23 protein-coding genes are annotated in these 22,946 nt (G+C 68.6%); 16 read left to right on the top strand and 7 right to left on the bottom strand.

Annotated elements, in window-relative coordinates; genetic code table 11:
* The first annotated feature begins 345 nt into the window (after positions 1 to 345).
* Complete coding sequence (locus tag ACFVH5_RS22755; RefSeq protein WP_385835444.1) at positions 346 to 2,046, top strand: ATP-dependent endonuclease; 1,701 nt, start codon at positions 346 to 348, stop codon at positions 2,044 to 2,046.
* 165 nt (positions 2,047 to 2,211) lie between these two features.
* Here ACFVH5_RS22755 and ACFVH5_RS22750 read toward each other — a convergent pair whose 3' ends face one another.
* Together ACFVH5_RS22750 and ACFVH5_RS22745 are read right to left on the bottom strand one after the other, a co-directional pair.
* Complete coding sequence (locus tag ACFVH5_RS22750; RefSeq protein WP_385835442.1) at positions 2,212 to 2,895, bottom strand: AAA family ATPase; 684 nt, start codon at positions 2,893 to 2,895, stop codon at positions 2,212 to 2,214.
* A 5-nt stretch (positions 2,896 to 2,900) separates the two neighbouring features.
* Positions 2,901 to 3,659, bottom strand: a complete 759-nt coding sequence (locus tag ACFVH5_RS22745) for a GntR family transcriptional regulator (protein WP_385835441.1) — start codon at positions 3,657 to 3,659, stop codon at positions 2,901 to 2,903.
* A gap of 399 nt (positions 3,660 to 4,058) precedes the next feature.
* Between ACFVH5_RS22745 and ACFVH5_RS22740 the strand changes: the two genes are divergently transcribed.
* From ACFVH5_RS22740 to ACFVH5_RS22670, 15 genes are all read left to right on the top strand, one after another.
* Positions 4,059 to 4,364: a hypothetical protein gene (locus ACFVH5_RS22740; protein ID WP_385835440.1), complete on the top strand. Its 306-nt coding sequence runs from the start codon at positions 4,059 to 4,061 to the stop codon at positions 4,362 to 4,364.
* Positions 4,365 to 4,384: 20 nt separating this feature from the next.
* The gene (locus ACFVH5_RS22735) at positions 4,385 to 5,431 is read left to right on the top strand and encodes a DUF2637 domain-containing protein (protein WP_385835439.1); all 1,047 of its coding nucleotides are present in this window, start codon (positions 4,385 to 4,387) and stop codon (positions 5,429 to 5,431) included.
* On the top strand, positions 5,431 to 5,814 hold the full coding sequence (locus ACFVH5_RS22730) for an RRQRL motif-containing zinc-binding protein (protein WP_385835438.1): 384 nt from the start codon (positions 5,431 to 5,433) through the stop codon (positions 5,812 to 5,814). Before ACFVH5_RS22735 ends, ACFVH5_RS22730 begins: the two co-directional genes overlap by 1 nt.
* Before the next feature lie 29 nt (positions 5,815 to 5,843).
* Entirely contained in the window at positions 5,844 to 6,347 is a 504-nt protein-coding gene (locus tag ACFVH5_RS22725; RefSeq protein WP_385835437.1) for a hypothetical protein, read from the top strand.
* Between the two features lie 20 nt (positions 6,348 to 6,367).
* Positions 6,368 to 6,919 (top strand): plasmid transfer protein TraA, encoded by a 552-nt coding sequence (gene traA / locus ACFVH5_RS22720; RefSeq protein WP_385835436.1) that lies wholly within the window; start codon positions 6,368 to 6,370, stop codon positions 6,917 to 6,919.
* Between the two features lie 69 nt (positions 6,920 to 6,988).
* Complete coding sequence (gene traB / locus ACFVH5_RS22715) at positions 6,989 to 9,010, top strand: plasmid transfer protein TraB (protein WP_385835451.1); 2,022 nt, start codon at positions 6,989 to 6,991, stop codon at positions 9,008 to 9,010.
* A gap of 160 nt (positions 9,011 to 9,170) precedes the next feature.
* The gene (locus ACFVH5_RS22710) at positions 9,171 to 9,482 is read left to right on the top strand and encodes a hypothetical protein (RefSeq protein WP_385835434.1); all 312 of its coding nucleotides are present in this window, start codon (positions 9,171 to 9,173) and stop codon (positions 9,480 to 9,482) included.
* 90 nt (positions 9,483 to 9,572) lie between these two features.
* A complete protein-coding gene (locus ACFVH5_RS22705) occupies positions 9,573 to 10,256 on the top strand; it encodes an SAM-dependent methyltransferase (RefSeq protein ID WP_385835433.1) in 684 nt (227 codons plus the stop codon).
* Positions 10,253 to 11,155: a bifunctional DNA primase/polymerase gene (locus ACFVH5_RS22700; protein ID WP_385835432.1), complete on the top strand. Its 903-nt coding sequence runs from the start codon at positions 10,253 to 10,255 to the stop codon at positions 11,153 to 11,155. Before ACFVH5_RS22705 ends, ACFVH5_RS22700 begins: the two co-directional genes overlap by 4 nt.
* Positions 11,152 to 11,505, top strand: coding sequence for a hypothetical protein (locus ACFVH5_RS22695; RefSeq protein ID WP_385835431.1), 354 nt, complete (start codon positions 11,152 to 11,154; stop codon positions 11,503 to 11,505). The genes ACFVH5_RS22700 and ACFVH5_RS22695 overlap by 4 nt, the downstream gene beginning before the upstream one ends.
* A complete protein-coding gene (locus ACFVH5_RS22690) occupies positions 11,502 to 12,767 on the top strand; it encodes a DUF3631 domain-containing protein (RefSeq protein WP_385835430.1) in 1,266 nt (421 codons plus the stop codon). The genes ACFVH5_RS22695 and ACFVH5_RS22690 overlap by 4 nt, the downstream gene beginning before the upstream one ends.
* Before the next feature lie 195 nt (positions 12,768 to 12,962).
* Entirely contained in the window at positions 12,963 to 13,151 is a 189-nt protein-coding gene (locus ACFVH5_RS22685) for a helix-turn-helix domain-containing protein (RefSeq protein ID WP_384275555.1), read from the top strand.
* A 78-nt stretch (positions 13,152 to 13,229) separates the two neighbouring features.
* Complete coding sequence (locus ACFVH5_RS22680; RefSeq protein ID WP_385835428.1) at positions 13,230 to 14,204, top strand: site-specific integrase; 975 nt, start codon at positions 13,230 to 13,232, stop codon at positions 14,202 to 14,204.
* Between the two features lie 30 nt (positions 14,205 to 14,234).
* Entirely contained in the window at positions 14,235 to 14,465 is a 231-nt protein-coding gene (locus ACFVH5_RS22675) for a tyrosine-type recombinase/integrase (RefSeq protein WP_385835427.1), read from the top strand.
* 448 nt (positions 14,466 to 14,913) lie between these two features.
* On the top strand, positions 14,914 to 16,221 hold the full coding sequence (locus ACFVH5_RS22670; protein WP_385835426.1) for a DUF4157 domain-containing protein: 1,308 nt from the start codon (positions 14,914 to 14,916) through the stop codon (positions 16,219 to 16,221).
* Positions 16,222 to 16,289: 68 nt separating this feature from the next.
* Here ACFVH5_RS22670 and ACFVH5_RS22665 read toward each other — a convergent pair whose 3' ends face one another.
* The 5 genes from ACFVH5_RS22665 to ACFVH5_RS22645 all read right to left on the bottom strand — a co-directional run bounded on the left by ACFVH5_RS22665 (position 16,290) and on the right by ACFVH5_RS22645 (position 22,885).
* Complete coding sequence (locus ACFVH5_RS22665; RefSeq protein ID WP_385835424.1) at positions 16,290 to 16,715, bottom strand: LAETG motif-containing sortase-dependent surface protein; 426 nt, start codon at positions 16,713 to 16,715, stop codon at positions 16,290 to 16,292.
* Positions 16,716 to 16,910: 195 nt separating this feature from the next.
* Positions 16,911 to 18,071: an alkaline phosphatase PhoX gene (locus tag ACFVH5_RS22660; protein ID WP_385835423.1), complete on the bottom strand. Its 1,161-nt coding sequence runs from the start codon at positions 18,069 to 18,071 to the stop codon at positions 16,911 to 16,913.
* Positions 18,072 to 18,618: 547 nt separating this feature from the next.
* On the bottom strand, positions 18,619 to 18,978 hold the full coding sequence (gene nirD / locus ACFVH5_RS22655) for a nitrite reductase small subunit NirD (RefSeq protein WP_385835421.1): 360 nt from the start codon (positions 18,976 to 18,978) through the stop codon (positions 18,619 to 18,621).
* Positions 18,975 to 21,614, bottom strand: a complete 2,640-nt coding sequence (gene nirB, locus ACFVH5_RS22650) for a nitrite reductase large subunit NirB (protein WP_385835420.1) — start codon at positions 21,612 to 21,614, stop codon at positions 18,975 to 18,977. The genes nirD and nirB overlap by 4 nt, the downstream gene beginning before the upstream one ends.
* Complete coding sequence (locus tag ACFVH5_RS22645; RefSeq protein WP_385835419.1) at positions 21,614 to 22,885, bottom strand: NAD(P)/FAD-dependent oxidoreductase; 1,272 nt, start codon at positions 22,883 to 22,885, stop codon at positions 21,614 to 21,616. Before ACFVH5_RS22645 ends, nirB begins: the two co-directional genes overlap by 1 nt.
* Positions 22,886 to 22,946 lie beyond the last annotated feature (61 nt).

The following is a 22,946-nucleotide window of genomic DNA, read 5'->3' as shown; positions in this document are numbered from 1 at the left end:
TTCTGTGCGTGGTTTGGTAGGGGTGGTGTTGGTTGTCGGGGGGGGGCGGGGCCCCGGCGCCGCCCCCCCCCCCACGACCCGACGTCGAAGCGTTGACAGTGTTGCTGAGAGTCTCGACCCGCAGCTTCTCGGTCTTGATCCGCTAGGCGCCTTCTAGCGTTGAGGCGCTGTGAAGACCTCGGGGGTAGAAGTGAGAGCGCAGCGCACGCAGAAAACTTCATCCCGACGTGACCCCTCAGAGGGTTTCTACGCCAACACTGCCTGCGGCCCAGTGGTCTCCGCTACTATTTCTGCATATTTGAGGCAACGCACGTCAGCGGTGTCAACTTTTTCTTTGGGGGGCTTGTGCGTCTCGTATCATTCTCGCTGCAGAATTTTCGCAGCATCACAAAAACTGAACGCCTAAATCTGGGATCGCTGACCGTACTCGTAGGGCCGAACAATGAAGGTAAATCGAATATTCTTCTCGGCCTGGTCACGGGAATGAAACTACTTTCACTACACTTCGACCGTCTGTCTTTCAGGCATCGCAATTACTCGCGCCTAATTGCGTCATCCGCTCGCAGTAGAAGAATCTATCTTGCAGACCGAGACGTGCCGGTCAATCTGCAAGGAAAGCCCTCTGGGAAAACGACTTTTGACTTCGAATTCGAACTAACCGATAATGAGGTAGTCGAGTTTAAGAGTGCGGTTGGTAGTAACCTGAACGGCCGTTTGCCGGTTCGCATTATTGCATCACATGACGCCGTAGAATTTGAGGTCCGCAAACAGGGGCGTGGTGCTGCAACTCTGTCGGCTAAGGCGGCCGTAATTTCTGCATTCATTGCGTTGAAAATTGATGTTCAGGATATCCCTTCGATTCGTACTGCAGATGACGCAGTGGATCTCGTGAGAGGTATGGTGGAACGCGAACTTCAAACCCTAGAAAAGAATGAAGACTATCGGCTTGCCGTCGAGAGGATTGCTGAAATGCAAGCCCCTATTCTACAGAGCCTTCAGGAGGGTCTTGAGGAATCGCTGAGGGTCTTCCTGCCAGATCTAAAGTCAGTCGAGGTGACGGTTTCCGACCGACTCTCTGCTCTGAGGAAGAATTGTAAAGTAGTGATCGACGATGGCGCGGCTACTGAACTACGCTACAAGGGTGACGGCGTCCAGAGCCTGGCAGCCATGAGCTTGATGCATCATCTAACAAAAACCGCACCCACCGACAAGGGGTTGGTTCTCGCGATCGAAGAACCGGAGGCGCATCTTCATCCGCAAGCAGTACATGACTTGCGTCATGTCATTTCTTCGATTTCTCAACGACAGCAGGTGGTGCTTACGACTCACAGTCCCCTATTCGTTAACCGGACAGAAGTGGCAAGCAACGTTATTGTAAACGACAGTAGAGCCAAAGCGGCTCGGAACATCTCTGAAATTCGCGATGTCCTCGGTGTTCGCGTTTCAGATAATCTACACTCGGCTCGTGCGGTTCTCCTGGTCGAAGGATCGGAGGATCGCGATGCTATGGTTGCCTTGCTGAGTGCAGAATCTTCATCCCTGAAATCACATTTGGAAAATTCCACCCTATCTGTTGAATTCATGAAGGGTGCAGGGAATCTCGGCTATCAGGCCACTCTCTTCAAGCATCAACTCTGTCTTGTTCATGCATTTATGGATAACGATGCCGCCGGTATTGAGGCAGTTGCCAAGTCGATTTCACTGAAGGGTCTAGATCATTCCGAGGTAACTTTCTCCAACTTCCCCGGAATGAAATATTCTGAAATCGAAGATATGTACGACCCTAAGGTTTATGCGGAACGTCTAACTCTTGACTATTCCGTAACGTTCCCCACTGCCGACTTTGATAGGCGTAGAGCGAAGTGGTCAGACAGGATGAAGCGCGTTTTTCAATCATCCGGTCAGCAGTGGAATGAAGCTATCGAGGCAAGTGTTAAGGCCATGGTGGCGGAACAGGTCACCCGCAGTCCTGGGGTGGCGGTTCATCCAACGTGCAAGTCTGTAATGGATAATCTAGTGGCCGTACTCGAAAGGCGACTTCGCTGAATCAGGGAAGCCGCTATCGCTCGCTTTTGAGATCTGCTTCGAATCAGCCGGTGCTCGCACGTATGCAGCCTCGTTTGTTCGTATCGGCGACTCAATGCTTATACAGCTAAAAGCCTCTCCAGATCCGAGTGAATCGGCCGAAGTGATGCTTGACCGGCTTAGGTGTCAGCTCTCGGGCTGGCGAGGCGGGATAGTTTCCAGGGCCGCAAGCGCCGCTGCCGGGTCGCCGTAGTGCAGGAGATGCGGTTCGTCTGCTGCCGGGGGCACGAACCGCGTCCGGTACCGCTGTAGGTCGCTTTCTGCGAAGTAGATCGAATTCGGATCGTTTGCGTGAAGTTCGTTGCGCTTGCTGATTCTCGCCCATAGCTCTTCGTGGCTGGCTGCGAGATAGAAAAGCACTGGGGTGGCGCCAGCGCCAGTCGCGATGGCCCGCCATCTGGCCCGTTCCTCTGGGGTCCAAAAACCGTGGTCGACGACCACATCATGTCCCGCCTTGAGGTGTTCGCTCAGTTCATCCGCCACGTCTTCGAGGACCGGCCGCTCCAGGGTGGGAAAGGTGCCCCGGGGGAAGTCCACCCCGTAGACGCCGTGCCGTCGGTACATCTCCTCATCCGGGCACAGCCGAACGAACCCACGGGCTGTGAGAGCGCGGGAAAGGGTGGTCTTTCCGGAGCCGGGAAGCCCGGCCATCAGGACGCAGAAGGGCGGGCGCGGTGGCATCGGTCTCGTCAAGGTATGGGAGATGGCTTCTATCTCTGCTTCGGCTTCGGGTGTGATTATGCCAGCCCTGCGGGCCACGAGCAGCGTTCCTAGGCGGTCTTCCAGCACGCTCACGAGCGTGTCATCCATGACCGTCACGAGGAGACCTCCGATTCCGTGCGCCATGTACGGCCCGGACCGCCGAGGTCCACGCCGTACTCAACGATGTTGCCCTCGGTGTCGACGAACTTCGCGGTCATCACGACTACCGGTTCCGCCGGTGGGTTATCGGGGTCAAGCTCCAAGAGCCGTGCGTACTCCGGTGTAAGGAGGTGCGCGGAAGCGGTGTCGATCCGATGGCTGATCGGGTGGCCGGTCACCTGCGTGATGAGCTGGAGCGACGTCCCGCCTGTCAGCCGCTCGCTTGCTGCCAGTTGAGGGATCAGCTTCCCGTATCGCGCAGGAATCCAAGACGTGCTGTGGGCCACGATGCCGTGCCGGTCCCTGTAGACCCGGCTGCGTCGGACCACATCGGACCCGGGGTCAAGGTCCAGCGCCTGGGCTACTTCGGCGGGGGCAGGCACCACGGCCGCCTCGTGTGAGTCGGACCGCTCGCCCTGGCCCCAACTGGACCCGGTACGGCGTCCCCGGTCCTGACGCTGAGACCCCGACGACATTGATGCCGGCCGGTCCAGCACCTCAGTTCCGATGCCGTGGATGCCGCGAACTAGGCCCTCGTTGCGCAGCTTGCGTAGCGCTTTCTCAGCCGTCGCGGTGCTCACTTTCCACTCTTCCGAGAGGTTCTTGATGCTCGGCAAGAGGGACCCCGGCTGTAGCTGACCTGACGCGATCAACTCCGTGTAGTGGGCGGCAATCTTCGCGTACGGGGCCCGATTGTCGGCCTGGCCTGCCATGTCGCTTGCTCCTTGTCGTCACTTCCCTGAGGTTCCCTAGCTTACCGCTTGGCACCGCAGGGAACCCTAGGGAACCTTAGGGATGTGCCCGGAGGAAAGCCCGAGGGGGTGAGTACGAAGTGAGTACGCATTGATTGAGAACTCAACAGCGTGCCTGAGGTAGCCGCTCCACCTCTGCAAGCAAGAGGGCGGCGTGCGCGGGTTATGGCCCGTGTGCGGTTCAGCGCGACACGACTTTTCCGCAGCTCATCGGCTGTGGGCCGGTTGCCTCCGCTGCTCGTCTCGTACGAGCAGCGCTGAGGGGAGCCGGATCTTTCCGTCTTCAACGGCGCGCGGCCCCGGAGGTGCAACTCCGGGGCCGCTTTTCGGGCCGTTCCACTGATGAAGGAGTCACGACCCATGAAGTGCATCGTTGCTGGTCATGAAGCCGTTACCGCGTCGGAGTTCGCAGAGCTCGCGCTGGGTATCGACCTTGAACTGTTCACCGGTCTGGCTGCCGAGTCGGACTCCGACCGTGCGGCCCGGCTGGACGTGGCGCGGGAAGTCCTCGCGGAGCTGCGCGAGAGCGACCCGCAGACCGCGGCCTACGCGGAGTCCCTGCTGCGTACGAGCCCGCTCAACCCGCGGTCGATCGTCCGGCGTTCGCGCCGGACGGCGCACCGTGCGGCCCTGCACCACACCGTCCGCACGGCAGCCGCAGCGTGAGCGGGGAACCCCGCGGGCGGATGGTGGATTCGCTGAGTCCGCAGCAGATCCAGTCTGCGGAGAGGACGCTGGCTGCGGGCACGTGGACGATCACCGCGGGTGCGGTGCTGTTCTCGGTGCTCACGGTCACGCCGCTGGTGGAGGAAGTCACACCGGCTGAGTGGGACTGGACGGCGCCGATCCTGCCGCTGGTGGTCGACGCGGCGGTCGTCATCGTGGTCCGCCTGGACGCGGTCGTGGCACGGCTCGGGGGCGACTCCGGGCGCTGGCCGGCCGTGCTGCGGTGGATGACCGGTCTGATGACCCTGCTCCTCAACGTCGGCAACAGCGCGCTGAAAGGCGACCACGTCGGCGTGGCCGTCCACGCAGTCGCACCCCTGCTGCTGATCGTCACCGCGGAAGCCGGACTCGCCTACCGACGGGCGATCAACACGGCGTTGGAGCGCATCGAGCGTTCACGGGCCGCCGAACAGACGGCGCGTGAACAGCGGGCGAGGGCTGATCGTGAACACGAGCGGCAGACCCGTGAACAGCGTGAACACGACGCCCGCGAACACGCCGAACGCCTGGAGCGCGAGCGGGCCAACCGCGAGGCCAGCGAGCGTACCGCGGAGCGTGAGCATGCGCAGCGGGTGGAGCGTGAACGCCTGGACCGTGAGGCGGACATGCGCCGTGAGCAGCGCGAGCACGACAACCAGGTCCGCCGCGAGACCCAGCAGCGTGAGGATGCGCTGCGCCGTGAACAGCAGGACCGCACGGAGCGTTCACGCCCCGCTCAACCGGTCCGCGAGACGGCCGGCCACGCTGCCCGCGAGACCGCCGGACTGGAGTCCGTGAACACGGCGGATGCCGCCGTGAACACGGCCGTGAACAGCGGACCGCAGACGTTCACGAAGATGCCCGAGTCCGACGCCCGCTCCTATGTCCGGTCCTTCCGTGAGGGTGAGCGGACGGTGCGGCAGCTCTCGGAAGACACGGGCTGGTCGATCGGCTGGGTGTCCGCCCGGGTACAGGAAGCCCGCGAGCAGGCAGCCTCCAAGGCGCCGCAGGTTGAGGCGATGTTCTGATGCCTGCCGCCTACGCGAAGTGCTTCGACCCGTCCGGGGCCCGCTACGGGGTGCCCACCTACCCGTGGCGGATGGCCCCGGATGGCTACGCCACCCGCCGACAGCTCCGCTCCCGCGGGCTGCGGCCCGGCGGGCAGCCGATAGCGGCGCAGCTCATGCGGTTCAACCGCCGGACCGGCGGCCCGCGGGTGGCCTACCTGTACCGCGAGGAGCTGGCGCTGCCGGTGCGGCCGATGACGTCGCGCAAGTGGGGCGCGCTCGCTCTGGCGATGCTCGCCCGCCGTACCTGCCCCGGCTGCCGGCTCGATGTCGGCTACTGCATCCCCCGCTCGTACGGCATCTGCGGGTCCTGCATCGCCTCCGAGGAACAGCGCACCGCCTGAACATCCCTCACCCATCTGGGAGTTTCGCTGTGACCAGCCGTACCCGACCCCGCCGCGCCGTGAAGGTGCCTGCCGGGGCCACCACCGTCCGTCTCCCGCGCCAGCGCGGGCGCCGTAACGCTCAGCCGTTCGTCGTCGTGATGCCCGAACAGCCCTCCCTCACCCGCGAGGCCCTGTCGGTCGTGGGATCTCTGCTGTGGCACTTCCGCAGCGCGCTGGCCCCTACCGGTTTCGCGCTGCTCGCTCTCGTGGTGACCGCGCTTCTGCATGTGATCGCGTGGTGGTCGGGTTTGATCCTCGCCCCCGCCGCCGCGGCTCCGCTGGTGTGGCTGCTGGTCATGCAGCGCCGTCGCCCCGCCGCCGGCTCCGCCCTCGCCTACCGCATTGCCCTGGCCGCTCTGACCGCGTCGTCGCTGGCCTGGTTGGCGCTGGCCGCCGGGTTCGGGCCGCTGGCCGGAGCGCTTGAGGTGTGGTGGCTGCTCACCTGGCTCACCGCACAGACCGCCTGGCTCATCGTCCGCCGCACCCACTGACCCCACAGGGAGATTCTTCGATGGCAGCACACGCACGTCCTCAGCGCGCCGCCGGCTCCGGGGCCAACGGCGCGAACAACGGCAAGGGCAACAAGTTCGCCAACGCCGGCGCCGCCGCGGGCGGGTTCGTCGGCGCGATGGGCAGCTCGTTCGTCCCGCCGATCAACGTCACCGTGAACAACAACAAGGGCATGGCCCGCACCAGCAGCAGCAACTCCCAATCCCTGCTCCCCGCACCGGAGTTCACCTCCCCGGCGATGGTGCGCAACTACTGCAACACCCTCCGAGCGGCGGCTGTGACGCTGTCGATCGAGGTGGCCATGGGCGCCGAGATCCTCAAGGGCGTCTTGGCCACCGTCCCCGACCCGGACGGCCGGCCGTTCGGGTCCCGCCTGAGGGCGGCGAAGGTCGCGCGGAAGATGCAGAAGTCCGCCGACGATCTGCGCCACGCGGCGAAGAACGCCGCCGCCTGCTACGCCACGTTCCAGCAGGAGTTCGAGGAAGAGATCAACCGGGTGCGCCACCGTGCCCGCAAGCCGCAAGCACCGGTCATGAACTGGGCCCAGCAGTAAGGGAGGCGACACCGTATGAGCAGGAACAACCGGCGCAGCCGGAGCGATTTCCCCGACAACGCAACCGTCATGTCCCCCTACACGCTGGCCGACAACGGCTCCGGCGGGAGCATCGGCGCCTACCTCCTCAACCGGGCCAAGCCGCATCTTCCCCCGTGGCTGGGGGTCGGTGCGGCGGGTCTGGCCGGAGCGATCGGCAACTGGCGGTGGGACGAATCCGCTGCCGCCGGGGTCGGTCTGACCCTCGCCTCGGTGGCGCTGTCCGGCGCTACCTGGTGGATCGGCCGCTCCACCAGCACTCAGCGCCGTCTGCACTCCGCGATCACCGTGGCGTCCGGGTCGGCGTGGGTGACGGCCGCGTGCCTGGCCGGGCCGATGGCCGGTCCGCTGGACGACCTGTACCTGATGGGCGGCCCCGTCCTCGCTCTGTCGTGGAACGTGCGGATGCTCCTGCGCACCTCCGACGCCTCCGACGCATCGGGCGAGAGCGGCGACAAGGGGCTGCTGGAAAAGGTCGGACTGGCGCGGGCGCAGATCGGTGCGGCCAAGGTGGAGCCGAACCGGGTCACCGCCCCGGTCGCGCTGGAGCCGGGCGAGCAGACCAACGAGGACGTCACCAAGAGCCTCGCCCGCCTCGCCTCCGCGCTGGACCTGCCGCGCAACGCCGTGCGCTACACCCCCGACCCCGGCTCCGAGCGGCGCGGGGAGCTGGTCATCGTCCCCGAGGACATGCTCTCTGAGGTGGTGGAGTGGGAGGGTCCGTCGAACGTGGGCGGCTCGATCGCTCAGCCGCTGGTCATCGGCCGCTACGACGATGGCGCCCCGCTGGTCATCTGGCTGCCCGGCGACCCGGAGGCGGGCCGCAACGGCACCCACGTCCTGGTGGCCGGCGGAACGGGCTCCGGCAAGGGTGATGCTGCCCTCAACCTCCTCACCGAGGTGGTCTCGCGCCGGGACGTCATCGTGTGGTTCTCGGACCCGAAGATGTACCAGGACTTCGCCACCCTGCGCCCCGCACTCGACTGGGCCGCGGAAGGCGGAGCATCCACCGAAATCATGGTCGCTGCCGTGGAAGCCGTCATCCCGGCCCGTACCCGCTGGCTGGGTGCCCACGGCTACCGCCAGTGGGTCCCCGAAGCTGCCGAGACGCAGAGCAGCGCTGAGCACACCTGCCGTACGGACGGCACGGTGTGCGGGTGTGAGGGGATGCCGTTCCTGGTCACCTGGTTCGAGGAGGCCGCCAACACCCTGCGCGCGCTCGGGGATGACGCGTTCACCGGCATCGCGCAGGAAGCCCGCTCCGCCGGTGTCTCCCTGATCGTGTCGCTGCAGCGCCCCTCCTACGACCAGATGTCCACCAGCACCCGCGCCTCCCTCCCGTCCGTGATCGCGCTCGGCTGCGACCCGCGCGACGAGGGATTCTCCCTCCCGGATGAGGTGCTGGCCGCGGGTGCGCATCCGGGAGCGTGGGGCAACCGGCGGCCCGGCTACTGCTATGCCGTCTCGCCGGGCATCCCCGAGGACCGCTACGCCTCCCCGGGCCGGACCCGGCGCTTCACCCACCGGGCCGTGCCGGTCATGGAAATGCTCGCCACCTGGTCCCAGCGCAACGGCGCCCTCGCCGACCCCATCACCGCCGGCGCCGCCGTCAGCATCGCCGGAACCGCCTACACCGGCCGCCCCGACGAGAACGACAACGCTCAGCCAGCAGGGCTGCGGGTGGTCCAGGAGGAGTACGCCGTGGACGATCAGAACGGGCTGCGGGTGGACCCCGAGGACGCGCACATCGACCCGGAAGCCGACCTCCCCGAGGCGGAAGTCGGCGACGATGCGCCGATTTTCGGGCAGGACTCCGGGCGCAAGCCGTCGCCGCAGGAGGCGCGGGAGCTGTTCGCCCGCGCGCTCACGGAGTTCGAGCAGAGCGGCCAGATGGTCGTGGGGCCGGTCGACTTCCTGGAGTGGTGCGACCGCAACCAGCTCTCCCGCCCGTGGGTGTCCGCCCGCCTGAAGGAAGCCGCCATTGACGGTCGGCTGGAGGCGACGAACACCACCGGCCGGTGGCGCATCGTCCCCGCCCTGACAGCAGCGTGACGCCTGACACCGTCACGACGCCCTGACACCCAAACCCCTAGGCACACGCGGTGTCACGCACTCCTGACACCCCGCCCTGACACCCGCCTGACACCTCACCCACGCACGCCCACGGCGCCCCTGCGCCCGCTCGCGCGTGCCTCACCCGAGGAAGGTTCCGATGACCCACCACGACCCGCCGGGGATCATCGCCCCGCACATCCCCGCCGACGCCTACCGGCGCGCGCAGACCACCGGAGCACCGGTCGTCATAGTCGTCCCGACCACGAACCCGACCGGCGTCCCGTGGCGCCGGATCATGATCCCGCTCGCAATCGCCGGGGCCGCGGCCCTCGGGGGCTGGGGGCTGGTTGTCGCGCTGTGCGCGCTGCTCGATGCCGCCGCCCACACCGTGACCGTCATCGCCGGCGCTGCCGGACCCATCGGATTCGGAGGGATCACCCTCCGGCTCGCCCGCACCAAGCACCTCTAGCTACGCCCGGGGCGACCGCCCCTCTCGCCAAAGATTCGCGGTCGCCCCGGCCCAACCAGTCCTCAACAGACCTGTTGGAGGTCTCCCAGCATGACGCAACCCACCACCCTCCGGCGAGTGCGCGGCCACCGGCCGCGGCTGCTGGACGCGTTCTGCCGTCAGGGCGGAGCAGGCAAGGGCTACGACGACGCCGGATTCGACGTGACCGGCATCGACATCGACCCCCAGCCCCTCTACCCCTACCGGTTCATCCAGGGCGACGCGGTTGACTTCATCCGCGAGCACGGAGCCGAGTTCGACTTCATCCACACCTCACCCCCCTGCCAGCTCGACAGCGACTGCCAGCGCCTGCACGGCAACAGCCATCCGGACCTGATCGACCCCACCCGCGAAGCCCTGGAAACCACCGGGCGCCCGTGGGTGATCGAGAACGTACGCGGGGCGCTGCCCAAGCTCCGTGAGCCGGTGATGCTCTGCGGGGCGATGTTCGGGCTGGAGACCTACCGGCACCGCTACTTCGAACCCGGTGGCGGCTTCACCCTCAGCCAGCCTCCGCATCCGGTCCACCTGGTGCCGCAGGCGAAGATGGGGCGCCCCGTCCCGCCCGGTCACTTCGGGCAGTACGTCGGCAACTTCTCCGGCGTCCCCCTCGCCCGTCGCGTGATGGGCGTGCCGTGGATGACCCGTGAGGGCATCCGCGAGTGCATCCCGCCCGCCTACGCCGAACACATCGGCCGCGCCGCGCTGGTCCCCGCGCTGGAGGTGGCCGCATGAGCGGGCGCCTGACGCGCGCTGCCCTCAGCGCCGCCGAGCGCGGTTGGTACGTCTTCCCGCTGCGTCCCGGCACGAAGCGGCCCGCCCTGCACGGTGAAGCCGCCTGCACCCGTACCGGGGACTGCGCGGGAGGGCACCGCAAGTGGGAGGACCGGGCCACCGCTGACCCGGACCGCATCTGCGCTGCATGGTCGCGGGCGCCGTTCAACGTCGGTATCGCTACCGGCCCCTCCGGGCTGGTCGTCGTCGACCTGGACGTGCCCAAGAACCAGGACAACGGCAACAGCAGTGCGGACGCGCCTGACGGCGCGGCGACCTTTGAGGCGCTCTGCGAGCGCACCGGGCATTCCGTCCCCGACGCCCACCGCATCCGGACCGCGAGCGGCGGGGGGCATCTGTACTTCGCCGCACCAGCCGGTGTCCGGCTGGGCAACACCGCGGGCACCCTCGCCCCGCTGGTCGACACCCGGGCATGGGGCGGCTACGTCGTCGCCGCGGGCAGCACCACGGCGGGCGGCGCGTACGAGACCGTCAACGACACCGCCCCGGCTCCGCTGCCGGGATGGCTGCTGGAGGTGCTGCAACCCGCCCCCGTCCGCCTCGCGGTGCCGTTGCGGCTGCCCGCGGTCGACGGCAGCCGCGCGGCCCTGGCAGCGCTGGAAGCCGAATGCGCGACCGTGGCCGCGGCGCCGGAGAAGCAGGGCAACATCACGCTGAACCGGTGCGCGTTCAAGGTGGGGCGGTTCGTCGCATGGGGCGACCTCCCCCGGAACGTGGCAGAGAACGCCTTCCAAGCGGCGGGAGAGGCCCGCGGACTCACCGCTGCCGAGTGCCGCTCCACCATCCGCAGCGCCCTGGACAGCTCCCTGCGCAAGATCCGGCCCCGGGAGACGGCATGAACACCCCCCGCTGCTCCCGCTTGGAAGGCCAACCAGAACTGAGCGGCCCGCACCCCGCCGAACCGGCCGCACCCGGGCCGGTCGTGGGCGAGCCGAAAGGCGCCGCCCGTCAGGGCGTCCGCACTGCTCTTCGTCCTGACTCGCAGGCCGGAGACGGCCGGTACCCCGTGGCGTGGCTGCACATCGTCGCCCCGCGCGGCGCGGTGCCCACCGCCACCTCGAAATGCCTGTGCGGACGTGACCGCAGCGCGGTCGGCAAAGCCCGCGTACTCACCCTGATCACCGACCACGCAGCACACCGCGACACCTGCCCGCTCCGCACCACCCAGGAAGGGAAGGCCGCAGCATGACCGACCAGACCCCCGCCCCGGCCACCATCGACGCCGCCGCTCTGCTCGATGAGGTGGAAGCCTTCCACCGCCGGTTCAACATCTTCCCCACCGAGCACGCCTACGTGGCGGTCGCGTTGTGGGACGCGCATGCCCATCTGATCGACGCGCTCGACGGCACCGCCCGCATCGCCTTCCTGAGCCCTGAACCGGGATCGGGGAAGTCACGGGCCCTGGAGATCATCGAAACCCTCACCCCCCGCGCGGCCACCACCGTCAATGCGTCTGCCAACGCGCTGTTCCGGCTCGTGGCTGCCGACGAGGGAACCCCCACTCTGCTCTTCGATGAGATCGACACCGTGTTCGGGCCCAAGGCCGGCGGGAACGAAGAGGTCCGCGGGTTCCTCAACTCCGGCTACCGGCGCGGCGCCAAGTCGCTGCGCTGCGTCGGAGAGGGGTCCGATCAGAAAGCGGGCTGGTTCAACTCGTTCTGCGCGGTCGCCATGGCGGGACTCGGCTCGCTCCCGGACACGATCCTGACCAGGTCGGTCATCATCCGCATGCGCAAGAAGGCACCCAACGAGAAGTGTGAGCCCTACCGGCGCCGCGTCCACGAGAAGCAGGGCCACGTCCTGCGGGACCGGCTCGCGGAGTGGACCGCCACCATTGAGGACCAGATCGCAGACGCGTGGCCGGAGATGCCCGAAGGGGTTTCCGACCGGCCCGCCGACGTGTGGGAGCCCCTGCTGGCCGTGGCGGACGCGGCCGGCGGGCACTGGCCTGAGCGGGCCCGGGCCGCCTGCATCGCGCTCCTCAAAGCCGCTGCGCAGGGCGGTGAGGCGTCCCTTGGGGTGCGGCTGCTGACGGACCTGCGCGACAAGGTGTACTGCGGCTCCGACCGCATGCCCACCGCCGCGATCCTCGAAGTCCTCCTCGCCCTCGATGACGCCCCGTGGGCCGATATGAGCGAGGACGGACAGAGCATCAAGCCCCTCACCGCGCGCGCTCTGTCCAAGCTCCTGAGCCAGTACGTCCGCCCCGACAACACCCCCATCAAGCCCCGCGGCATCCGGGTCGGCAGCGGCACCCCCAAGGGCTACTACGCGGAGGACCTCTCCGACGCCTGGGCCCGCTACTGCCCTCCGGACCCCCAGAAGTCCGCAACATCCGCAACGTCCGCAACACCGCAGGTCAACGGGGGTGAAGTTGTGGCGGATGCCCCCGCTGAGAGCCGCCACGTGTCCGCGGAAACCGACACACGACAGCTCCGCATCGCCGGCTGACCAGCCACAACACCCGATGCCGCCACGTGCCCGGCGTGGCGGCATCTATCCGCAACAGAAACGGCATCCGCCGCAGATTCAAGCCGCTGACCAGCAATGTTGCGGCGTGGCGGATGTTGCGGATTCCCAGAGACCCCCAGGACGCCAGCTCCACGCGGTGGCTGCGTAGGCAGTCGCTCGCCCAGGAAGGACGTCATGAAGAAGTACCTGACGACTGCGGAAGTCGCCGAGCGCTACCGGACGTCGCCCGCGACCATCCGCTATTGGCGCTACGCCGGAACAGGCCCGCTGTGCTTCATCAAGCGCGGTCGACACGTCCTCTACGACGCCCAAGCTCTCGACAAGTACGACGCTGAGGAGATCGGAGGCCGGTGCGCGGCATGACCCAAACAGCAACGGGCCCCACCAGATGGAGCGCCCCCTCAGGGCTCGCTCGGCTTGCTCTGAGGGGGAGGGGAACAGATGGCTGACGTCTATGACCGATGGCACCTGTCTCGCCCGCCGGCCGACGCCGAGCCGTGCGAGACGCACAGCAGCAAAACCCAGACGGTGTTCCCCAGCACCGACCACGGCACAGGGAAACGCTGGCAGGTCCGCTACCGGGACTTGTCTGGCAAGCAGTGCAAGGAGAACTTCGACAAGAAGACTGCCGCCGAGTCTCGGGCCGCCAAGGTGACGAGTGAACTCGACGGTGGCACCTTCGTGAACCGGGAGTTGGGCAAGCAGAAGTTCAGGACCATCGCTGAGCGCTGGCAGGAGACGGCCGTACACCGCGAGCGGACCGAGACGAACGTCGAACGGGCCCTACGGCTGCACATCTACCCGACGTTCGGCAGTCGGGAGATCGGCCGGATTCAGCGGGCGGACGGACAGAGGTGGATCAAAGAGAGGTCTTCGGTCATCGCCCCGTCGACCTTTGCGACGCCCTGGAACGTCTGCACCAGCATCCTGAAGATGGCCCACCAAGAAGGGATCATCGCCAAGTATCCGTGGGAGGGGCTGAAACCGCCGGAGGTGTTCTATCCGGAGATCCACCCGCTGCACCCGGAAGCAGTGAAGGCGCTCATAGTGACCGCGTCCCCGCGCTACCGCGCCCTGGTGCGGCAGGCGGCATCGACGGGCCTAAGGCAGGGCGAGTTGTTCGGGCTGGAGGACGAGGAGCCTACCGAGATCGTGACGGTGAAGCAGCAGTTGATCGGTCCCGACAAGGGGGTGCCGTACCTCGGGGAACCGAAGACCAGCCAGAGCTACCGGCCGGTTCCTCAGGGACGTTCGGTCGTGGACGCGATCGTCCGGCACCGCCAGGAGTTCCCGCCGCGCGTCGTCCACATTGAGGACCGAACGAACCCGCGGAAGCCCGTGTGGCGCCATGCCCGGTTGCTGTACACCAGCGAGACCGGTGGAGCGATCCGACGCGGTAGCTGGGCAAAAGTGTAGGCCCGCAACGTCAAGCGCGCGAACGCCCACTTGGCGAAGTCTGGGAGCAAGGCCCGTGTCCCCGAGGACACGACGATGCACGACCTACGCCACTTCTACGCCTCGGTCCTGATCAAGAACGGAGCAACGCCGAAGCAGGTACAGAAGAGGCTCGGTCACGCCAAGCCGTCGATCACGCTGAACGTCTACACCCACCTCTGGGAGGCGGAAGAGGATCGGACGGCCGGCATGATGGAGGCGACGTTGGGCGATGTGCCCTGAGAGTGCCCTTCGGGCGCGGTGGATGGCTGACTTCCCAGCTCAGGAAGTCAGCCATCCACCTTGTGCGGGGGTGCCGCCTCTTCCTGTGCGGTGAACACACCGACGCGGCCCCGGCGTCCGGCGTGCAGGCCGACCGGGGGCGAAGCCGCGCGGACCGCCTCGTGTAGCGTGAACTCCGCGTCGACAGCGTGAAGTTCGGCGGGCCTGGGATGATCGGTTCGAGCAGGTCCGAGCGGAACCGCCGGGCTTCTGGACGCGGCCGCGTGGCCCCCTGTCGACCGTCGGACTCCGAGGAGTGCCTCATCCGGACCCTCAAGAGTGTCCCATCGGTCCTTGCTGCCGCCCCCGGAGGGCTGGTTGGCTGTGCGATCAATAACCGCCCGCTGTCCGAAAGGCAGGGCCCATGCCCGCATACCAACGGGACCCGGCGTCACCTGAACGAAGCGCCGTGCAGCGCGCCGCGCGGCGCGGCGCCACGGTTCCGCCCATCCTGGCCCTGCAGCGTGCGGCGGGGAACGCCGCGGTGTCACGCCTCGTCGAGGTGCAGCGCGAACGTGACGAGGAGCAGCACACGCACGGCTCGGGCTGCGGCCACGACCAGCCCGTGCAGCGCTCGTCGGTGCTCGGCGTCATACAGTCGGCCGGACGGCCCGTGGACCCGGCCATCCGCGCCAAGGCGGAGCAGGGCATGGGCACTTACCTCGGTGACGTGCGGGTGCACGACGGCCCGGCCGCGCAGCGTTCGACAGCCGAACTCGGGGCTCGCGCCTACACGACGGGCCGGCACATCGTCGTCGGCGCCGGCGGCGGGGACGAGCACACGATGCTGCACGAACTGCGCCACGCCTGGCAGCAGCAGCGGGGATCCGTGGCGGGCACGGACAACGGCGGCGGCATCTCCCTCTCCGACAAGAGCGACAAGGACGAGAAGGACGCCGAGTCCTGGGCCACCAGCATGAAGAACGCCCCCGTGCCGCAGAGCGCCCCGGCCGCCGGGGGCACACAGGAAGCCGCCGCCGCGCCCGCCTCGACGCCCGCGGTGCAGCGCGCGCCGAACATCGTCACCGTCACTCGTGAGCCTGACGACTACGAGGAGAACGGCGTCAGTTACGTCACGAGGGATTCCATGTCCAACCGGCCGTCCCGCCGCGTTCCGGACCAGAACACGTTGATGGGCCGGTCGGCGAACGACGCGATGCGTGCCTCGGGGCGCCCCCAGGCCAGCGGCTACAGCTGGCTGCACCGCGATGCGGCCTGGTCCCACGGAGACCCGGTGCACGGCACGCCGCAGCGCCGCGACAACATGCTCGCCGGCACGCAGCACACCAACATGGAACACCTCCGGTACGAGTCCGGCGCGTCCGGGCGCGGCGTCGACATGCTCGGGGCTCCGATCACCCAGATGGGGACACGCGGACGGACCGGCCCGAACATGTACAGCCAGGCGGAGTACAGCGTCCGGTCGCCCTACGACCCCATGAACGACAGGTACTCCAGGCGACTGGATCCGCACGACACACGCCGTGTCGGAGAGCGGGAAAGGGCCGGAGACCTGCCGCCGCGCGACGCCATCCACGACGACATGGAGCGGCACTACGCGCACTGGACCATGCGCGGGCTCTCCCCGTCCGCGGTGCCGAGCGAGTACGAGGAGTACGAGGAGGAGCAGCGCCGTGGCAGGGACAGCCGCTCGGCGTCTCCGAACATCGTCACCGTGTCGCCGGGGCGCCAGAGCTACCGTGACCGCCGGCACTGAGTGTCTCCCGGAGTGCCGGCGCCCGACTCGGCCAGGTGACCGGCGTTCCTCGCCCTGACCGACCGGGATCAGCCGGAGTTGCCACGCCTGCGCGCCGCGACCAGCACGCCGCCGCCCGCGAGGAGGACGAGCGCCCCGCCGCCCGCCAGATACGGGGTGACGCCGCTGCCGCCGGTCTCGGCCAGGTCGGTGCCCGGCTGCTTCGACTGCTCCGAGGAGGCGGAGGAGGGCTCCTCGGCGCCGTCGGCCCCTCTGTCGTCCACCGGGACGAAGCCCGCCGGCGGCTTGTCGCAGCCGATGCCGTCCTTGTCGCGGTCCAGGTGCTCGCCGTAGTGGTCGTCGCCCTTGACGATGTCGGAGTACCCGTTCTCGTACGCCTCGGTGCAGTTCTTGAACGGGTGCAGGCCGTCGTGGGCCTCGGCGGTGGTGACGGACAGGGCGGCCAGGGCCAGTGCGGCGACGGCCGCGGAGGCGGACTTGCGGAACAGGTTCACGGTGAGCCCCCAGATATCTGTCGATATCCGTATGCATGATCACGAGGGTGATCAGTCGGATCTGAGGTGACGAAAGTATGAGAGGGGCTCTCGGTGCTGCGGCGGAACGACGGACCCGTGATGCGAACGTTACGTGACCGGGTGGTGGCTCTCCGCTCACGGGCCCGTCGTCCGTGGAACGGGACGGGTGCCGGGTTACGCGCGGAAGGGGCCCGTCACCTCGTACGTGATGCCGCCGGACGAACTGCCGCTGGTGCCGCGCTGGCTGGAGAAGTAGAGGCGGGTGCCGTCGGGGGAAAAGGCGGGGCCGGTGATCTCCGAGCCTGACTGGCCGTCGACACGCAGGAACGGGGCGATCACGTCGTCGGGCGTGATCACGCAGATCTCCATGTTGCCGCCGTCCTCCGCGACGAACAGGTCGCCGGAGGCGGTGCCGGTGATGTTGTCGACGCCGGTCAGCGGGGCCGTGCCCGAGGTGACGAGCGAGTCGTCGTACGCCAACTCGTAGGTGCCCGCGAGGAGGTTGAGTTGCCAGACGCGGTTGTCGCCCTTGCTGGTGAACCACACCGTGTCGTCGGCGTAGTGGCAGCCCTCGCCGCCGTTGAACTTCTTCGACCCCGAGACCTGCGTACGGGTCGTGGTGGGGGAGCCGTCCGGATCGGGCACGTTCGCCCAGGTGAAGGAGCCGGAGGTGGCCGTTCCGGCGACCAGGACCTGGAGGGTGCCGGCGGAGAGACTGCCCCAGGTCGTCGGTACGAAGCGGTAGAGACAGCCGTTCGTCTCGTCCTCGGTCAGGTACACCACCTTGCGCACCGGGTCGGCCGCCGCGGCCTCGTGCTTGAAACGGCCCATGGCGTCCCGGCGCACCGCGGCGTTCACACCCCACGGGTCGGTCTCGTACACGTACCCGAGCGACACCTCCTCGCAGGACAGCCACGTGTTCCACGGCGTCCTGCCGCCCGCGCAGTTCTGCCGGGTGCCGGACAGGATGCGGTACGCGCCCGTGATCGCGCCCGCCGACGAGAACTTCACCGCGCTCGTGCCGCCGGACGGGTTGATCTCCGAGTTCGAGACGTAGATCCAGCCGGTGCCGTCCGCGTAGCAGGCTCCGCCGTCGGGGGCGCTGTGCCAGGTGTACGAGGTGCCGGTGACGGTCTGGCCCGACCTGGCGATCACCCGGCTGGTGAAACCGCCCGGCAGTCTGACGCCGTTCGCGTCCGCCGAGCCGAGGGCCCCGTACGGGCCCGTGCCGGGCTGGGCGGGGGCGGCGTACGCGGCGCCGCGCCACAGGGTTCCGCCGAGGACGGCCGACGATCCACCGAGTACGGCCGCGCGCAGGAGAGTACGACGTTCCACTGTCGCTCCAAGGGGTGCCGAGGCTGGCCCGTCCGCCGGTCGGGGACGGGGTCGCGCAACGCCGGCAGCCTAGGAGTGCGGGGTGGACGGGCTGTGGCCGCGTGGTGACGTGTGCGCGTCACGCTTGAGCGTCCCACCACGACGGCGACCACGCTCCCCACGGGGAGGACTTGCCTGGACCTGTGGCTCGTATCCGTCCGCGGCCCCGGTGGGGGTCACCCGCGCCGTTCCCCGCGCCCCTGACGGGTCCGGCCCCGGACGGATGGGCGTCGCGGATCCGTCTGCGGGTCCGGTGGGGGTCACCCGCGCAGTTCCCCGCGCCCCAAAAGCAGGGCTGCGCCCCTGCTTTAGCCCCTAAGGGGCGCGCTCAACCCCCACCGGACCCGCAGCCAAGGACGGCGGGCCACCGGGGTCTTTAGGGGCGCGGGGAACTGCGCGAGCAACCCCCACCGGACCCGCAGTCAAAGACGGCGGGGCGTCGGGGTTTTTCAGGGGCGCGGGGAACTGCGCGGACGGCCCCCGCCGGGCCGCAGGTGACCAAGAGCGCTCAGTGCGCCCGCACCTCGTACGTCGGTACCCGTACCGATTCGTCGTCCAGGCATACGCCCGACGCCAAGTCGAACCGCTGCTTCAGGAGCGGCGAGGCCACGAACGGCCTCCCCCGGTGGGACCCGGTCAGCCCTCGGGAGAGAACCGCCGCCCCCGAGAACGGATCACGGTTGCCGATCGCGTACATCCGCCCCGTACGGTCGAGGAAGAGCGCCACCTGCCGCCCGTCCGGCAGCAGCGCGGCCACCCCCCGCCCGGGAATCAGCACGGACAGGTCGCACACGGCGAACCAGTCGTCGTCGGGTCCGGCCAGCCGGAGCTGGACCGTGAGCGTCGTGGTCTCGGGTGCGAGCGTCATCGCTGGGCGCTTCCTTCCAGGGGACGGGTGCCGATGGTCAGCAGCGGCAGGTCGGGCTTGATCTGGTCGCGCTCCGGGACGAAGCCGACGACCGGGTCGGGCGTGTCCGGCGCGTTCACGAACGACACGAAGCGGGACAGTTTCTCGGGGTCGTTGATGGTCTCGGCCCACTCGTCGCGGTAGGCGGCGACGTGCGCCGTCATCAGCGACTCCAGTTCCTCGCAGATGCCGAGCGAGTCGTCCACGACGACGTCACGGACGTGGTCGAGGCCGCCGGGGATCCGCTCCAGCCATGTCGAGGTGCGCTCCAGCCGGTCGGCGGTACGGATGTAGAACATCAGGAACCGGTCGATGAGGCGGATGAGTTCGGCGTCGGAGAGGTCCTGGGCGAGCAGGTCCGCGTGGCGCGGGGTGGCGCCGCCGTTGCCGCCGACGTACAGGTTCCAGCCGGCCGCGGTCGCGATGATGCCGAAGTCCTTCGACTGGGCCTCGGCGCACTCACGGGCGCACCCGGACACCGCTGATTTGAGCTTGTGCGGCGACCGCAGTCCCCGGTAGCGCAGTTCCAGGTCGATGGCCATGCGTACCGAGTCCTGGACGCCGTAACGGCACCAGGTCTGCCCGACGCACGATTTGACCGTCCGCAGCGACTTCCCGTACGCGTGCCCGGACTCGAAGCCCGCGTCCACCAACCGCGCCCAGATCAGTGGCAGTTGTTCGACGCGCGCGCCGAACATGTCGATCCGCTGACCGCCTGTGATCTTCGTGTAGAGGCCGAAGTCGCGGGCCACCTCACCGATCACGATGAGCTTCTCGGGCGTGATCTCGCCGCCGGGGATGCGCGGCACGATCGAGTACGAGCCGTTCTTCTGCAGGTTCGCGAGGAAGTGGTCGTTGGTGTCCTGGAGGGCGGCCTGCTCACCGCCGAGGACGTACCCCTCGGCACCGATCGTGGGCGCGAGCGACGCGACGATCGAGCCCACGGTGGGCTTGCAGACCTCGCACCCGTCACCGCCCCGCGCGTCCTCGCGGCCGTACCGGTCGAGGAGTTGCTGGTACGAGGAGATGCGCAGGGCGAGGACGATCTCGTACAGCTCCTCGCGGGTCTGGGAGAAGCAGCCGCACAGGCCCTTGTCGACCTCGACGCCGCTCGCCTCCAGTTCGGAGGTGACGAGCTGGCCGAGCACCTTGACGCAACTGCCGCACCCGGTACCGGCCTTGGTGCACTTCTTGACCTCGGGGACCGTCGTGCACGCGTGCTCGGTGACCGCGCCGCGGATCGCGCCCTTGGTGACGTTGTGGCAGGAGCAGATGATCGCCTCGTCCGGCAGCGAGGACGGGCCGAGCTGGACGGGGGCGCCCGCGCCGGCGGGGAGGACCAGCTGCTCGGGTGCGATCGGCGGCACCGAACCGGTGAACGCCCGCAGCGTGCCGTACGCGTCCGCGTCACCGACCAGGATGCCGCCGAGCAGTTCCCCGCCGGGCCCGATGACCAGCTTTTTGTACGTGCCCGAGCGGGAGTCCGCGTAGACGACGTCGAGGCAGTCCGCGGCGGCGCCGTGCGCGTCACCGAAGGAGGCGACGTCGACGCCGAGGAGCTTCAGCTTGGTGGAGAGGTCGGCGCCGGTGAAGGAGACGGCGTCGGCGGCGGGGTCGGTGACAGGGGTCGCCGCGGCGGCGATCGTGGTGGCCGCCGTCTCCGCCATCTCGTAGCCGGGCGCCACCAGACCGTAGACCCGGCCGTCCGAGGCCAGCGCGCACTCGCCGATCGCGAAGACCGCCGGGTCGGAGACCGTACGGCACTGGTCGTCGACGCTGATGCCGCCGCGCTCGCCCACGGTGAGTCCGCAGTCGCGGGCGAGCTGGTCCCGGGGGCGTACCCCGGCGGAGAACACCACCAGGTCGGTGGCGACCGTCGAGCCGTCGGAGAGCTTCATGCCGGTCACGGCGCCGTCGTCGCCGGTGACGACCTCCTGCGTACCCGTGCCGGTGTGGACCGTCAGGCCCATGTTCTCGATGGTGCGGAGCAGGGCCGCGCCGCCGCCCTCGTCGACCTGGACGGGCATCAGCCGGGGCGCGAACTCCACGATGTGCGTGGTCAGTCCGAGCCCCTTCAGCGCACCGGCGGCCTCAAGTCCGAGCAGCCCGCCGCCGACCACCGCGCCGGTCGTCGCCCGCGCCTTCGCGTACTCCTCGATGGCGAGCAGGTCCTCGATCGTGCGGTAGACGAAGCAGCCCTCGGCGTCCTTGCCCGGTACGGGCGGCACGAAGGGGAACGAGCCGGTGGCGAGGACCAGCGTGTCGTAGCCGACGACGAGACCGGAGCGGGCGGTGACCTTACGGGCGGCCCGGTCGACGGTCTCGGCCGGGTCCCCGAGATGCAGCTCGATCCCGTGTTCCGCGATGAACTCCATGTCCGTCACGGACAGTTCCTCGGGCGTGCGGCCCGAGAAGTACGAGGTGAGCTGTACGCGGTCGTACGCGGGACGCGGCTCCTCGCACAGCACGACCACCCGGTGCGTGGCGGTCAGGCCGCGCTCGGCCAGCGCTTCGAGGAAGCGCTGGCCGACCATGCCGTGGCCGACGAGCACGATCGTGGGGCGGGGGCCAGTTCCCACAGGGGCGGTCGCGGACATCAGGAGCCTCCATCGTTGGTGAGCAGGTGGAGCAGCGGTGCGCCGTCCGCGGGGAGCGGTTCGGCTCCCTCCCAGGCGCGGGCGAGCGCGCCGACGGTGCCCAGCTCGCCGACGAGCACCCCGCCGACCAGGCGGTCGTCGCGGACGACGACCTTGCGGTAGGTGCCGCGGGTGGCGTCGGCGAGCTGGACGACGTCGTCCCCGGGGAGCGGGGTGTGCTCCCCGAAGGCGGCGAGGTCGAGAGGGCCCCCGGCGGCGGGGGAGCTGCCGGTGGCGAGGGTCAGCCGGGTGAGGGCGCGGGTGCCGCTGTAACCGGCCGCACCCCCTGTGGAGCCGGTTCCGGCGGGTGGCACGCTCAGTGATGCGGCCAGCAACTCGGCCAGGACGTCGGCCTGTTCGAGCGCGGGCGCGGCCAGCCCGTACACCTGGCCGTCGTGCTGCGCGCAGTCGCCGATCGCCCGGATGCGAGGGTCGGAGGTGCGCAGCTCGTCGTCGACGATGACGCCCTTGTGGACGGCGAGCCCGGCGTCCTGGGCGAGGCCCGCGCGCGGACGTACTCCGCAGGCCAGCACCACCAGGTCGGCGCCGAGGGTGTAGCCGTCGGCCATCTCGACCGAGCGGACCGCGCCCTCGACGCAGCGCACACCGCGCACCCGGCTCTCGGTGTGCACCTCGACGCCGAGGTCCTTGAGGTGCCGGAGCACCAACGTGGAGGCCGACGGGTCGAGTTGACGTTCCATCAGGCGCTCGCCCTGCTGCGCCAGGACGACCTGGGCGCCGCGTTCGGCGAGCGCGCGGGCGGCCGAGACGCCGAGCAGGCCGCCGCCGATGACGACGGCCCGGGTGCCTCGCCGTACGGCCGCGGACAGGCCCAGACAGTCGTCCATCGTGCGGAACGCGTGCACGCCTGCGGGCAGTTCGTGCCGGTCGGGGCCGAACAGGCCGCGCAGCGGCGGCAGTACGGGGTTCGAGCCGGTGGCCAGGACCAGCGTGTCGTATGCGATCACCGTGTCGTCGGCGAGGTGCACCTGCCGCCGGGCGCGGTCGATGTGCACCACCCGGCCGCGGGTCAGCCGCTCGGGCGCCGGGAGTGCGATGACCTCGGGGGCGTACCGCCCGGCGAGGACCTCCGCGAGCAGCACCCGGTTGTACGGGCTGTGCTCCTCCTCGCCGACGAGCACGGCGGACACGCCGAGCTCTCCGAGCCTGCGGGCGAGACGTACGCCCGCGAGGCCGGCGCCGATCACCACCACACGCGTATTCGAGGTCATGTACCGCAGCGTGCGGTGCCGGTGTTACCCGGCCGCATCACGACTGTTTCCCGCGGGGAAC

The sequence above is a fragment of the Streptomyces sp. NPDC127119 genome (assembly GCF_042677425.1).
Taxonomy (GTDB): Bacteria; Actinomycetota; Actinomycetes; order Streptomycetales; family Streptomycetaceae; genus Streptomyces.
The sequence above is the reverse complement of the archived record's forward strand: the minus strand, read 5'-3'. Positions and strand labels throughout refer to the sequence as shown.

What these genes read in the sequence shown, in the direction of transcription:
- ACFVH5_RS22700 (WP_385835432.1), top strand. Translation starts at nt 10,253, where the DNA reads ATGAGCGGGCGCCTGACGCGCGCTGCCCTCAGCGCCGCCGAGCGCGGT.
- ACFVH5_RS22690 (WP_385835430.1), top strand. Translation starts at nt 11,502, where the DNA reads ATGACCGACCAGACCCCCGCCCCGGCCACCATCGACGCCGCCGCTCTG.
- ACFVH5_RS22645 (WP_385835419.1), bottom strand. Translation starts at nt 22,885, where the DNA reads ATGACCTCGAATACGCGTGTGGTGGTGATCGGCGCCGGCCTCGCGGGC.
- traA (WP_385835436.1), top strand. Translation starts at nt 6,368, where the DNA reads ATGGCAGCACACGCACGTCCTCAGCGCGCCGCCGGCTCCGGGGCCAAC.
- nirD (WP_385835421.1), bottom strand. Translation starts at nt 18,978, where the DNA reads ATGACGCTCGCACCCGAGACCACGACGCTCACGGTCCAGCTCCGGCTG.
- ACFVH5_RS22730 (WP_385835438.1), top strand. Translation starts at nt 5,431, where the DNA reads ATGCCTGCCGCCTACGCGAAGTGCTTCGACCCGTCCGGGGCCCGCTAC.
- ACFVH5_RS22705 (WP_385835433.1), top strand. Translation starts at nt 9,573, where the DNA reads ATGACGCAACCCACCACCCTCCGGCGAGTGCGCGGCCACCGGCCGCGG.
- ACFVH5_RS22710 (WP_385835434.1), top strand. Translation starts at nt 9,171, where the DNA reads ATGACCCACCACGACCCGCCGGGGATCATCGCCCCGCACATCCCCGCC.
- nirB (WP_385835420.1), bottom strand. Translation starts at nt 21,614, where the DNA reads ATGTCCGCGACCGCCCCTGTGGGAACTGGCCCCCGCCCCACGATCGTG.
- ACFVH5_RS22745 (WP_385835441.1), bottom strand. Translation starts at nt 3,659, where the DNA reads ATGGCAGGCCAGGCCGACAATCGGGCCCCGTACGCGAAGATTGCCGCC.
- ACFVH5_RS22750 (WP_385835442.1), bottom strand. Translation starts at nt 2,895, where the DNA reads ATGGATGACACGCTCGTGAGCGTGCTGGAAGACCGCCTAGGAACGCTG.
- ACFVH5_RS22695 (WP_385835431.1), top strand. Translation starts at nt 11,152, where the DNA reads ATGAACACCCCCCGCTGCTCCCGCTTGGAAGGCCAACCAGAACTGAGC.
- ACFVH5_RS22740 (WP_385835440.1), top strand. Translation starts at nt 4,059, where the DNA reads ATGAAGTGCATCGTTGCTGGTCATGAAGCCGTTACCGCGTCGGAGTTC.
- traB (WP_385835451.1), top strand. Translation starts at nt 6,989, where the DNA reads ATGTCCCCCTACACGCTGGCCGACAACGGCTCCGGCGGGAGCATCGGC.
- ACFVH5_RS22685 (WP_384275555.1), top strand. Translation starts at nt 12,963, where the DNA reads ATGAAGAAGTACCTGACGACTGCGGAAGTCGCCGAGCGCTACCGGACG.
- ACFVH5_RS22680 (WP_385835428.1), top strand. Translation starts at nt 13,230, where the DNA reads ATGGCTGACGTCTATGACCGATGGCACCTGTCTCGCCCGCCGGCCGAC.
- ACFVH5_RS22735 (WP_385835439.1), top strand. Translation starts at nt 4,385, where the DNA reads ATGGTGGATTCGCTGAGTCCGCAGCAGATCCAGTCTGCGGAGAGGACG.